The 12843-nt window shown below is 70.0% G+C and carries 9 protein-coding genes; 7 read left to right on the top strand and 2 right to left on the bottom strand.

Annotation, left to right across the window (positions count from 1 at the left end; genetic code table 11):
* Nucleotides 1-15: 15 nt before the first annotated feature.
* The 6 genes from K2F54_RS01760 to mutM all read left to right on the top strand — a co-directional run bounded on the left by K2F54_RS01760 (nt 16) and on the right by mutM (nt 6398).
* Nucleotides 16-1503, top strand: coding sequence for a DUF58 domain-containing protein (locus tag K2F54_RS01760; protein WP_220604101.1), 1488 nt, complete (start codon nt 16-18; stop codon nt 1501-1503).
* Nucleotides 1490-3859 (top strand): transglutaminase TgpA family protein, encoded by a 2370-nt coding sequence (locus K2F54_RS01755; protein WP_220604100.1) that lies wholly within the window; start codon nt 1490-1492, stop codon nt 3857-3859. Before K2F54_RS01760 ends, K2F54_RS01755 begins: the two co-directional genes overlap by 14 nt.
* Nucleotides 3860-3870: 11 nt before the next feature.
* Complete coding sequence (locus K2F54_RS01750) at nt 3871-4443, top strand: YceD family protein (RefSeq protein WP_308287449.1); 573 nt, start codon at nt 3871-3873, stop codon at nt 4441-4443.
* Nucleotides 4444-4445: 2 nt separating this feature from the next.
* Nucleotides 4446-4649 carry a 50S ribosomal protein L32 gene (gene rpmF, locus K2F54_RS01745; RefSeq protein ID WP_220604099.1) on the top strand — a complete coding sequence of 68 codons (204 nt, stop codon included), beginning with the start codon at nt 4446-4448 and terminating at the stop codon, nt 4647-4649.
* 66 nt (nt 4650-4715) lie between these two features.
* A complete protein-coding gene (rnc, locus tag K2F54_RS01740; RefSeq protein WP_220604098.1) occupies nt 4716-5438 on the top strand; it encodes a ribonuclease III in 723 nt (240 codons plus the stop codon).
* Nucleotides 5439-5441: 3 nt separating this feature from the next.
* Entirely contained in the window at nt 5442-6398 is a 957-nt protein-coding gene (gene mutM / locus K2F54_RS01735) for a bifunctional DNA-formamidopyrimidine glycosylase/DNA-(apurinic or apyrimidinic site) lyase (protein WP_220604097.1), read from the top strand.
* On the opposite strand, the gene K2F54_RS01730 is transcribed toward mutM, so the two are convergent.
* On the bottom strand, nt 6349-7470 hold the full coding sequence (locus K2F54_RS01730) for a GNAT family N-acetyltransferase (protein ID WP_220604096.1): 1122 nt from the start codon (nt 7468-7470) through the stop codon (nt 6349-6351). The two genes, mutM and K2F54_RS01730, sit on opposite strands and share 50 nt — an antisense overlap.
* Nucleotides 7471-7657: 187 nt before the next feature.
* Here K2F54_RS01730 and smc point away from each other — a divergent pair, with 187 nt between their 5' ends.
* Nucleotides 7658-11260, top strand: coding sequence for a chromosome segregation protein SMC (gene smc, locus K2F54_RS01725; protein WP_220604095.1), 3603 nt, complete (start codon nt 7658-7660; stop codon nt 11258-11260).
* Between the two features lie 24 nt (nt 11261-11284).
* Here the strand turns inward: smc and K2F54_RS01720 are convergent, their stop codons facing one another.
* Nucleotides 11285-12739 (bottom strand): FAD-binding oxidoreductase, encoded by a 1455-nt coding sequence (locus tag K2F54_RS01720; protein WP_220604094.1) that lies wholly within the window; start codon nt 12737-12739, stop codon nt 11285-11287.
* Nucleotides 12740-12843: the final 104 nt, after the last annotated feature.

Genomic DNA, 12843 nt, shown 5'->3' with positions numbered 1-12843 from the left:
GGCCGGGCAGCAGACATGGCGCAGACGACCGTGAGCCCGGCCGGCGAACCCCAGCGGGAGAGAACCGCCACGGGGTCCTGGTCCAGCCCGCCGCCGGTGGCACGTTCCCGCCGGCTCGTGCGCCCCACCCTGCGCGGCGGCCTATTCCTGGGGGTGGGTTCCGCCCTGTTCATCGGCGCGTGGGGCTTCGACCTCCGTGACCTGCTCTTCATGGCCGGCGTGCTGGTGCTGGTGCCGGTGGTGGCGCTGGGATACGTGCTGGTGCACCCGGTGCGGGTCACCGTCAGCCGCACCTTCCGGCCCGGCAGCGTCCCCGCCGGGCTGGCGTCCACCGTGACGCTGCAGATCCGCAATCTCGCCGACATGCCCGTCTCCGGGCTGCGCTGGCGCGACACGGCGGGAGGCGGGATCGTGGTGCCGGACACCCAACCCCTCCGCCCCCTCGGCGCCGCCCGCACCGGAGGGCCCAGCGCCAAGGACACCGCGGTGGTGACCTACCAGGTCAGGCCGGCGCGCCGCGGCAGCTACGCCATCGGGCCGCTGATGCTGGGCCGCGTCGATCCGTTCGGGTTGGCGTACGCCGAATGGCCGGTGGGCGGTCCACACGATCTCACGGTCACGCCACGGGTCACCCCGCTACCCGGAAACGGGGTGTCGATCACCAGGGGAGAGGGGGCCAGGCACGAGCGACTGCGACACCTCAACAACGATTCCGACGAGCTGATCGCCAGGGAATACCGCCCGGGTGATCCGATGCGCCGGGTGAACTGGCCCGCGACGGCCCGGCACGGCGAGATCATGGTGCGGCAGGAGGAGCAGCGCAGCCACCCCGAAGCCCGGATCGTGCTGGACACGACCCGCGGCGGCAGCCCGGCCACGTCGGGGTACTCCCCGGAGTTCGAGCGTGCCGTCGAACTCGTCGCCTCGATCGCCGAGCACCTCCTCGACGGGGGATTCCGGGTGGAAATGATCGAGATCGGGCCGTCCCAGCTGATCCCGTCCCCGCTGGGGTCATCGTCCCTGAGCCCGCAGCGCTCCGGCCGCGGCGAACGACGCCTCATCGTCGACCCCGACGCGGGCAGTCACGGTGGTCTCCGCGGCGATGAACCGGTCGCGTTCACGGGCCCCGCCGGCTCGCGGGCGCTGCTGGATGCGTTGGCGCGGGTCGTGCGCACAGACCACGCCGGTCCCGCAGGCACGCCGGCAACGGCCGGGGGCGGCTCGAGCGGCCCGGCTCGGCCGAGCACACGGCCGGGCGGCGGACAGATCCCCACCTTCGCCGTGCTCGTCGACACGAACACGGCCGACACCACCGACGTGGCCGCTCTGCGACCGCTCTGCCAGCCGGCCGTCGCCTTCGTCTTCGACACCATGCCCGCACCCGCCGTCGACCGCCTCGTCGAGGCCGGCTGGCAGTGTGTGCCGCTCACCGCCGTTTCCCCGGTGGACGCGACGTGGCTGCGAGCGGGGGAGCACGGGGGTGATCACAGTGACCGGTACTAGCCGGGCCGCCCGCCCCGCCCGCCGCACGAGGCCACCCGTTCCCGTGCGCTGGCCGTTGTCGCTGATGTTGCTGGTGCTCCTCCTGGCCGGATGCAGCGCCCTCGGGTCGGTGCTGGCCGGATCGGCCTGGTGGTGGGTGCTCCTGATCGTCGCGACCGTGGTCCTCGCTTCCGCGGCCGGCATCCGCAGGGCCAGGGCGCCGGCGGCCCTCGTGCCGGTGCTGACGATGGGTGTGCTGGTGCTGCTGCTCACCCTGCTCTTCGGCAGCGGAACCGGGCTGCTCTGGCTGCTTCCGACCGGGGACACCCTCACCGTGTTCGCGGATCAGGCCGAGGCCGGGATCGTGTCGATTCAGACCCAGGACACGCCCGCGGAGGTGTTCGACGGCATCTTGTTCCTCCTGGCGGTCGGGGTGGGGGTCCTGGCGATCCTGATGGACACCCTGGCGATCGGCCTGCGCTGGCCGGCGCTGGCGGGGATACCGGTGCTGGTGCCGATCGCGGTGCCCGGGGTGGTCGAGCCAGACGGCGCGGGCTGGACCGCGCTGGTCGCGACGGCGGTGGCCTACCTCGTGCTCCTGAGAGTGGAGGTGCACCTCCGCCCGCCCGCTGTCGACACCGCGGGACCCGTGGCCCCGGTGGGCAGCGACGGTGTGGCGTTGCGGGGCACCGTCGCCATCGCGGCGCTCGGGATCGTCGCCGCTCTCGTCGTGAGTTCGAGCGTACCGCAGTACGGCGGAGCCGCCTCGGGCGGACGGTCGAGCAGCGCCCTGTTCGGCTCGGGGATCACACCCATGATCGACCTCGGCGACGACCTCCGCCGCCCCCAGGCCGGGCCAGCACTGCACTACCGCACCTCCGCGGAGGAACAACCGTATTTCGCCCTGCTCACCCTCGACGACATCAGGGGAGCGACCTGGCTGCCACGCGCAGTCGAGCCCGACCCGGAGAACACCGTCACCGACATCGAGATCCCGCCCGGGCTCACCCAGGAGGTCGCCAGGACCACCGTGACGACCGTCGTCGGCATCGACGGTGTGGCCACAGACCTGCTTCCCGTTCCCGTGCCGGCGACGAGCGTGGCGGGCCTGACGGGGGACTGGTTCTGGAACAACAACACCCGATCGATCTCGAGTGCCGACAGCACCACCGTGGGGCAGAGGTACTCGGTGACGTCACTGGAGCTGCAGCCCACCAGGGAGCAGCTGCGGCAGGCGGATGGTCGCTACCCGATCGGTATTGAGCCGTCCCTCGTACTGCCGGCCGACACCCCCGCCGTCATCGGCGAGACGGCCAGAACCGTGACCGCTGGAGCGACCTCGAACTACGACGCTGCCGTCGCGCTGCAGGACTACCTGCGCGGGAGCGACTTCACCTACGACACCGAGGCGCCCGTCGACGAGGGCTACGACGGTGGTGGTGCGGATGTCATCGGCACCTTCCTGGAGGCCAAGCGCGGATACTGCGTGCACTTCGCTTCCGCCATGGCGATGATGTCCCGCAGCCTGGGCATCCCGTCACGGATCACGCTGGGCTACCTGCCCGGCACCCGCACGTCCACGGTCATCGACGGGCTCAACCGGTACAACGTCGATTCGCACGACCTGCACGCCTGGCCGGAACTGTATTTCACCGGTGTGGGTTGGGTGCCGTTCGAACCGACCCCGGGGCGCGGGTCGATTCCCGACTACGCGCAGCCGGAGAACTCGGCGGTGTCTGGCCAGCCCACGGGCGCCGCAGCACCCCAGGTGGCGCCGCAGCAGAATGACGCCGACGGCCTCCAAACCGACAGCCTGTCGACGGACACGACCACGGATGACGGGGTCGGCGAGATCCTCCTGCGCATCGGGCTGGTGGCGGTCGGCCTGCTGATCCTCCTGCTGGTCCCTGGCGTGTGGCGCCGATGGCGCGCACGCCGCCGTCGGCTGCGGCTGGCGGATGGCCGGGCGGATGCCGCCGTCGCCTGGCAGGAGCTGACCGACACCGCCGTGGACCACGGGGTGGGGGTGTCTGACACCCTCACCGCCAGGGAACTGTCCGAGGGTCTCCTGGCCAGACGGGGAGTGGGCGACACGCCGGAGGTGACGGCGGCACTCGATCGTCTGCTCGTTGCCACGGAACGCACCCGCTACGCCCGGCGTCCGGCCCCGGCCGCTGCCGGTGACCCTCGACTGCTCCCCGACCTCGACACCGTCACGCGGGCCGTGCGGGGCGGTTCCAGCCGGCTGGACCGGCTACGGGCCGTGCTGGTGCCGGCATCGCTGAGTTCGCCGGTCCTGCGTCGGATGGGCCTGGCCGGGGACACCGCCGACGTGCGGGAGGGGGCGGCGGACGAGCGCACCCCAACGGGCGCGTAGAATTTTCCCTTGTGAACAAGTTCAAGAAGACCCCGTACAAGGTTGACGTCCGCGACATGATCAACCGCCCGGGAACGATGTATGAGCGACAAATCGACATCGTCGTTCCCCACGACCTCGGTGAAGCGCTTGTCGCCGTGAAGGCCGGCTCCACCCTCGAGGCCGATCTGCGTCTGGAGTGCATCCACGAGGGCATCCTGGTGACCGCCGATGTGACCGGAAAAGCCGCCGGAGAGTGCGGAAGATGCCTGATTGACATCGAATTGCCTGTCCGAGTTCATTTTACCGAGCTTTTCGCGTACGATCTAGACGAAGCTTATGAGTGTGCGGTTCAAGATGACCACGTGGATCTTGAACCACTAATCAGGGATGCAGTGGTGTTGTCACTGCCGTTCCAGCCGGTTTGCCGGCGGGATTGCCCGGGTCTCGACCCAGAGACCGGGGAACGGCGTGCCACTTCCCCTGAACTTGAACCGAGTGACGTGCAGGATCCCCGCTGGTCCGCACTATTGGAATTCCAAGCTTCCGAAAGCATCAGCACGGATGACGACATTCATGCTGTACCGGATAGAGAAGAGAAGTAGTCATGGCAGTCCCGAAGCGCAAGCAATCACGCTCCAACACCCGCAGCCGCCGTTCCTGCTGGAAGGCCGAAGCGCCCACCCTGGTCAAGACCATGGAAAACGGCAAGGTTGTCTACAGCCTCCCGCACCGTGCGAAGGTCGTCACCGACGCCGCCGGCACCGCACTCTTCATGGAGTACAAGGGCCGCAAGGTCGCTGACATCTAGTCAGAGGGTTGGTGCACAACCGTGTCAGGTTCTGACGCCGATCCCGCAACAGGAACTCCTGCAGGCATGAACGCTGCAGGAGTTTCTGCTGCCCGCGGCGCGCAGAAGGGTTCCCTCGCTGCGTTGCAGCAGGTGCTCGGTCTCCGGATCGATGAGGACCTGCTGCAACTCGCGTTGACGCACCGCTCGTTCGCGTACGAGAACGGCGGACTGCCGACGAACGAACGCCTGGAATTCCTGGGCGACTCGATCCTGGGTCAGGCCGTCACCGTGATGCTCTATCGCGACTTCCCGCTGTTGCCTGAGGGTGACCTCGCCAAGAGGCGAGCCAGCCTGGTATCGACGACCGCTCTGGCGGAGATCGCCCGCGGCATCGGTCTGGGCGATTTTGTGCGCCTCGGCAAGGGTGAGACTCTCACCGGCGGCCGCGACAAATCGTCGATCCTCGCCGACACCGTCGAAGCCCTGATCGGCGCCGCCTACCTCGACACCGGGGTGGAATCGGCGACCGCGCTGGTGCTGCGCCTCATCCAGCCGATGCTGTCCGACCCAGGGCACTTCGGGATCTCGATGGATCCCAAGACCAGCCTGCAAGAGACCGCAGCCCGGCTGGGCGCCGGAGTGCCCGTCTACTCGGTCGCCGAGAGCGGGCCTGACCACTCGAAAGTCTTCATCGCCACGGTCACCGTCGGGTCCAGCGTGACCGCCACGGGTGAAGGCACCAGCAAGAAACACGCCGAGATGGCCGCGGCCCTCGACGCGTGGACCCGGCTGCGCACCCGCACCTGATCGATGCCAGAGCTTCCCGAGGTCGAAGTCGTTCGTGCGGGCCTGGAACCCGCCGTGACCGGTGCGCTCATCACCGGGGTGGAGGTCTTCGACGCGCGCTCCCTGCGCCGTCACGACGTGGCGCTGGGCGATTTCGAGGCGCTGCTCACCGGCGCCCGCATCGACTCGGCCGTGCGCCGCGGCAAATTCCTCTGGCTGCCGCTGCGTGCGCCCTCGGCCACGGCGGCCCCTGACCGGGCCCTGGTGGCCCACCTCGGCATGAGCGGCCAGGTCCTGCTCCGTACCCCCGGCGAGCCGGCGGAGCCGCTGCTGCGCATCCGCCTGAGCCTGGACCATCCCGTGCACGGCGAACTCGCGCTGCACTTCGTGGATCAGCGCATCTTCGGCAGCATGGCCGTCGACACCATGCAGCCCACCGCCGACGGCCGAGCGGCCGGGTACTCCGGACCCGGCCTCGCGCCGGGTTCTCCTGAGCCGGCGCCCGCCGGGGCCTGGACCGCCTTGATCCCCAGCCAGGTGGCGCACATCGGCCGCGACCCGCTCGACCCCGCCTTCCGTGCCACCGACTTCTATCGCGTGCTGGCCCGCAGCCGCTCCGGCATCAAACGGGTGCTGCTCGACCAGAAGGTGGTCAGCGGAATCGGGAACATCTATGCCGACGAAGCCCTCTTCGACGCCAGGGTGCACTTCGATCAGCCCGCCGGTTCGCTCTCGCCCGCCACGGCCCGACGGCTGCTGGCGGCGGTCCGCGCGATCCTGTTGCGCGCTCTCGTGGAGGGCGGCACCAGTTTCGACGCCCAGTACGTGAACGTCAACGGCCAGTCCGGCTACTTCTCCCACAGCCTGAACGCCTACGGCCAGCACGGGAGACCGTGCCCGCGCTGCGGCACCGAGCTGGTGCGCGCCAAGTTCATGAATCGGTCGTCGCACTACTGCCCGCGCTGCCAGCGGCTGCGCTGACCCTGCGCCACGCACCCTCGTAGCCCATCGGCACGAAGCCGAGCGCCTCATTCACGGCGAGCATGTACCGGTTCTCCTCGGCATTGAAGGTGGTGATGGCGGTCTGCTCGGGGAACTGCTGGGCGAGGTGCTGCAGGTTGGCCACCTTCATCAGCATGCCCAACCTGTGGCCGCGGTGCTCCCTGAGTACGAGCGTGTCGTCCTGCTCCACTGAGCGCCGCGGATCCGTCGGCACCGACAACTCGGTGAACCCGGCCAGCCGGCCGCTTGGCCGGTGCAGCGCCGCGGACACCAGTGCCACCCGTCCGCCGGTGCAACTCGCCGCCTGCTCGGCCACCAGCCGGTCGGAGTCCCAGACGTCCTCCGGTTCGTGCAGGCCCGCCGTTGGCGCATCGGTTGACATGCGGGTGTACAGCAGCGCGAGGTCATCCAACCACCGCTGTGGCGTTGGACCGGTCCAGCTGAGCACCGCATAGTCGTCACCCGCCACCGCCTGGGCGGCAGAGCGGTAGCCGTCGAGAGCGGCCGGCGCGACCGGCAACAGCAGGATGCTGCCGCGTTCCACCTGTTCGAGGTGGAAACCCCGTCGCAGCAGGAACCGCACCTCCGGGTTGCCCACTGGCACCGAACCGAATCCCGTCGGCGCCCACAGGCGTTCACCGGGGGCATCCGGCGACATCGCGTAGACCACGTTGACCGTGCGCCGTTCGGTAGCGGCGATGGCGTCCAGCAGGTCGGCCAGGGCGGACCCGAGTCCCAGGCGGCGGAAAGCGGGGAGCACCTCGACGGTGAACCAAGCGAAGTCAGACGTCGGATCGGCCAGGGTTTCGTAGACCGCGCGTGCCACGACGACACCATCGACGCGCGCCACGAACAGCCGGCGGGGTTCGTGTTGCTGGGTCAGCCAGGCGGGCAACTGCTCCTCGGCGGAATGCGCGAGCACCCCGGTGCCGTACGCGTCCTCCTCCACGGCGTTCCGCACGGCGGCGGCGGCCGCGAAATCCGCCCAACCGGGGCCGGCCGGCTCGGACGGAATGGCCAACTCACCGACGTCGAACGAACGGGGCTCCATGTGCGCAGAGCCTAGGCCTGGTTGGCACGGTTGGACAGTCCCAGCCAGCGCCGGCCGATCGGACGCATCACGCATTGTCCAGCGGGCCGTTCCCGGTAAATCATTGTCGTTCCGGTACCGTTGACCTGACGAAAGCCGTTCCAGCCGGACGAGTGCCGTGCCAAACAGTGCAGGAAGGACGGGCGCGTTGTACCTGAAAAGCCTCACCCTCAAGGGTTTCAAGTCCTTCGCACAGCCCACGACCTTCGCCTTCGAACCCGGGGTGACCTGCGTCGTGGGACCGAACGGCTCCGGAAAATCCAATGTCGTCGACGCCCTGGCCTGGGTGATGGGCGAGCAGGGGGTCAAAACCCTCCGCGGCGGCAAGATGGAAGACGTCATCTTCGCCGGGACGTCGACCAGGGGACCGCTCGGTCGGGCCGAGGTGACCCTCTCGATCGACAACAGCGACGGGGCGCTGCCGATCGACTACACCGAGGTGACCATCTCGCGCACGCTGTTCCGCAACGGTGCCAGCGAATACGCGATCAACGGCCGCACCTGCCGCCTGCTCGATGTGCAGGAGCTGCTCAGCGACTCCGGTCTGGGCCGGGAGATGCACGTGATCGTCGGCCAGGGCCAACTGGATGCCGTGCTGCGGGCCAGCCCCGAGGATCGGCGCGGCTTCATCGAAGAGGCCGCGGGGATCCTCAAGCACCGCCGCCGTAAAGAGAAGACCCTGCGCAAACTCGAGGCGATGCAGGCCAACCTCACCCGGCTGAGCGACCTCGCCGGGGAGGTCCGCCGCCAGCTCAAGCCGCTGGGTCAGCAGGCCCAGGTGGCCAGGCAGGCCCAACAGATCGCCGCGACGGTGCGTGACGCCCGGGCGCGCCTGCTCGCCGACGATGTTGTGGTGCTGCGTCGGGCACTGGATGCCCACGGGCGCACCGAGAGCGAGCGTCACTCCGAACGGATCGTCATCCAGGAACAGCTCGACCACAACCAGGCGCGTGTGCGCCGGCTGGAACAGGCACAGATCGGCGACGCCGTCGACGTGGCCAGGCGAAACGCGTTCGGGCTCGAATCCGCTCAGGAGCGCCTGCGGGGCCTGTACACCCTCGCCAACCAGCGTCTCGCCCTGCTCGGCACCCAGGCCGAACCCGGTGAACGACCAGCCGGCGTGACCCCGGAACGCGTGGCCGAGGCCAGCGCGGAGGTCGACCGGTTGCGGGCGGGCATCCAGACCGCCGAAGACGCCTGGGCTCGGGCCCGCACCGTCACCGCCTCGGTGCGCCGGGACCTCGACGCCGTCGACGAGGAGATTGCGTCGCAATCCGCGCTCGTGTCCCGTCACGATCTGCAGGTGGCCCAACTCGCCGGGGAGTCCGACACGGCCGCGTCCAGGTTGGCCGCTGTGCGGGGAGAGGTGCTGCGGCAGCAGGGTGCCCTCGACTCCGCCCGCGAACGACTGGCCGCGTCCCGCCGGCACCTCGCCGAACAGGACGACGACACGGATGATTCCGAGAGCGAGGTCGACCTGGAGGAGGTGGTCGAGCTCGCGCAGGCGCAGGTCGCGCAGGCCGAGGCCGAGGTCGAGACGCTCCGCGAACAGCTGCACGGCCACGAGCGTGAACGGGAGGCCCTCGCGGCGCGCACCGGAGCGCTGTCCCTGGCGCTCGGCCAGAAAGACGGCTCAGCTGCCCTCCTCGACGCGAACCTGCCCGGCATCCTCGGCCTGGTCGCGGAGGTGATGAGCGTGCAGCCCGGATTCGAGCGCGCCATCGCCGCGGCGCTCGGCACCCTGGCCGATGCCGTCGCCGCCGACGGACGGGACGCCGCCGTCGCGGCCGTCTCGCACGCCGAACACCTGCACCTGGGCCGGATCGAGTTGGTGATCACCGACGCGGTCACCGCGAACTCGGCGCCGGCGCCTGAACCTGCCGGTGTGGCAGACCTGTCTGACCTGCCCGGAGCCACCCTCGCCCGCACCGTCGTCGACGCGCCGGCAGGGGTGCTCGGCCTGCTCGCCGGCACCGTCATCGTCGACGACCTCGCCGCGGCCGTCGCCCTTGCGGATGCCGGTGGCGCCGCGACACCGTCGACCATCATCACGCGTGCGGGCGACGTGCTCACCGCGCACTCCCTGCGTGGCGGTTCCGGCGCCGCTCCCAGCAAGCTCGAGCTCGTCACCGAACGGGACACGGCCGAGAACCGCCTGGCCGAGGTGACGTCGCTGATCGAACGGGTCGCCGGCGACCTCGGCGTGCAGCGCGAGCTGTTGACCACGGCTCGGGAGCAGGTCAGGGCCGCCCAGGCCGCGCTCAGGGAGCAGAGCAGCAGGCAGAGCGCCCGCGCGGAGCGGCTGAGCCGCCTGACGGTTCAGGTCGACGCGGCGACGGCGGAGTTCGACCGGCTGTCTGCCGCCGCCGAACTTGCCGCCGCCGGCATCGCCGAGGCCGAAGCCGCGGCCGCGACCGCCGCAGCCGCGTTGCACACCATGCGCTCCCAGCCCAGGCCCATCCTCGACGTGACCGCGCGCGACTCCCTGTTCACCGAACTCGAGGCCGCTCGGGAGGCCGAGATCGAGGCACGGTTGCGGGTGGACACCGCCAAGGAGCGCCTGCGGACGGGCCAGGCCAGGGTGGTGTCGCTGACCCGGCAGCTCGACGCCGACCGGGCAGAGGCGGATGCCGCCGCCCGGCGAACCGTGCTCCGGCTGCGTCAGGTTGCTGCCGCATCCGCCGTCGCCGACGCCCTGCCCGGCGTGCTCGCCTCGATCGACTCCGCCGTGACCGATGCCAGGCAGCACCTGGCCACCGCAGAGGCCGAACGCGCCGCTCAGAACACCGAGTTGCGTGAGCTGCGCCGTACCGAGAGCGAGCTGCGCACCCGGTTGCAGTCCATCACCGAGAACGTGCACGGGCTGGAACTGGCCATCTACGAGAAGAAGCTGCAGGTGTCGGCGCTTCTCGAACGGGCCGCCAGCGAGCTGGGGCTCGTGGAGGACGTGCTGGTCGGGGAGTACGGGCCGGGCCAGCCGGTGCCGGTACTCGGTGGCCCCGGTGCCGGTGCCGGTGCCGGTGCCGATGACAGCGACCAGGCGCCGGCCACGGGGGCGGCTGCCGGCACGCCGACGACGCCGTACGACCGTGCCGACCAGCAGGCCCGACTGGCCGCCGCCGAACGCAAGTACGCCAGGCTGGGGCGGATCAACCCGCTCGCGTTGGAGGAGTTCGCGGCGTTGGAGCAACGGCACCTGTTCCTGACCGAACAGCTCACCGACCTCACCACCACCAGGGCGGACCTGCTGGGCATCATCGAGGACATCGACCTGAAGATGGGTGCCATCTTCTCCAGCGCCTTCGATGACACCCAGGCGGCGTTCGCCGAGGTCTTCCCCGTGCTGTTCCCCGGCGGCAGCGGAAGCATCTTCCTCACCGACCCGGAGAACATGCTCAGCACCGGGATCGACGTGACGGTGAAACCGGCCGGGAAGAAAATCGAACGGCTCTCGCTGCTGAGCGGCGGCGAACGATCGCTCGCGGCGGTCGCCCTGCTGATCGCGATCTTCAAGGCCAGGCCGAGCCCGTTCTACATCATGGACGAGGTGGAGGCCGCACTCGACGACGCCAACCTGGGTCGGCTCCTGACGATCTTCGAGGATCTGCGCACGACGAGCCAGCTCATCGTCATCACCCACCAGAAACGCACCATGGAGATCGCGGATGCGCTCTACGGTGTGTCGATGCGGCAGGACGGGGTCTCCGCCGTCGTCGGCCAGCGCATCGTGCGCGAGGCCGAGGCGGTCTGAACCGGTACGGTCTGAACCGGTAGCTCAGTCCAGGGCGTCGGATGCGCCAGGTTCCGCCCGCCTGGTCCTGGTCTCAGGGCCGAGAGGCAGGGGCCGGTTGCTGCGGAACAGGTTCTCCGGATCGAGTCGTCGTTTGATCTCCGTCAGACGTTGCAGTTCGGCCGGGGCGAACGCCAGGGAGAGGTCCTGGCCGCTGGCGAGGAAGGACGGCACGGTCCGGGCGACGCCAACGGATTGCACGGTGTCGTCCAGGGGCTGGAACAACAGGTGGCGCTCCGAGGCGGCGGGGGCAGGGGCGCCGGGCGGGAGGATCGCAGAGGCGAAGAGCAGGAAGCCCGCATCGAGATGACCGACCACACCGTCGGCTCCGGTGTCCGGGTCGCCGATGAGGCCACCCAGCGGGCGGAGCTGCAGCAGCGTGAGACCGGCATAGCTGGCGGTGTGGAAGGCCTCGATGAGGGCCGCCATCGTCGCCGGGTCGAGTTCGCTCACCGTGCGCGACCAGTCCAGCGTGGCCGAGGGGTCCTGCGGCTCGCCGGAGACATCGCCCAGGCCTCCGATCGAAAACTCGGAACAGAGGTTGGCGATGACGGGGGCGATCGAGAGCACGGGTGCCAGGAGAGCCTCACCCGCCGCGGCCGAGCCCACGAAGACGGCGTCCACCTGGGTGAAGCTTCGTCCGCGGAGGAGTTCGGGCACCGCCTCGATGTCGGGCATGTTGATCAGGCCCAGGAACAGGCTCAGCTCCGGCGGCGCATCCAGCAGGATCTCGGCCGCGGCACCGAAGACGACCTCGGCCGACTCCGCCGGGAACAGGATCTTGCCGCCGTAGAGGTCTGGCGCGGAATACAGGTCGATCTCCAGCGCTGTCACCACGCCGAACAGGCCGCCGGCACCGCGCAGAGCCCAAAGCAGGTCGGGGTCGCTGTCCCTGGTGACCCGGCGGAGTACCCCGGTGGCGTCGACGAGTTCCACGGCACGAACCGAGTGGGCGGCTAGGCCCTTCCACCGGCTGAACCAGGAGTGCCCGCCGGAGAGCAGGTATCCGGCGACGCTGACGTCTGGATTGGACCCGGACAGGGCGATAAGTCCGGTCCCGTCGAGCCGGGTGAGGAGCGTTCCCCACGGCACACCCGCCCCGACGCGCGCGAACCGGGCGACGACATTCACCGTGACCTCGTCGAACGCGCTCGTGCGCACGAGGATCGTGCCGGCCAGGTCGTCGGCGGCCCCGTGGCCCCTGGGCTGCACCGTCACACCCAGCCCGGCCTCCCGCGCCGCGATGATGACCCGTCTGATGTCCCGCACAGAGCGCGGCTGCGCGATGGCGCTGGGGTGCTGGTCCACGGCCTGATTCCAGGCCGCTCTGGCCTCGTCCCAGCCGAGATCACCCGGCAGCAGCAGGCTGCCTTCCAGGGTGCCGGCCAGGGCAGCCAGCGTCTCGTGCACGCCGGGGGTCGATGCTGATGTTGGGCTCATGACCATCCTTTCGAAGGGGCGCGGCCCCGCCCGCGCGGCGACTACCGTGACGATACCCAGCCCCACCCGGATCCCGCCACCCCCGCAGGCGTCGGGTCGGTCGG

The organism is Cryobacterium inferilacus, from assembly GCF_019599185.1.
Taxonomy (GTDB): domain Bacteria; phylum Actinomycetota; class Actinomycetes; order Actinomycetales; family Microbacteriaceae; genus Cryobacterium; species Cryobacterium inferilacus.
Note: the sequence above shows the minus strand (reverse complement) of the source record. Positions and strands in the feature narration are given on the sequence as shown.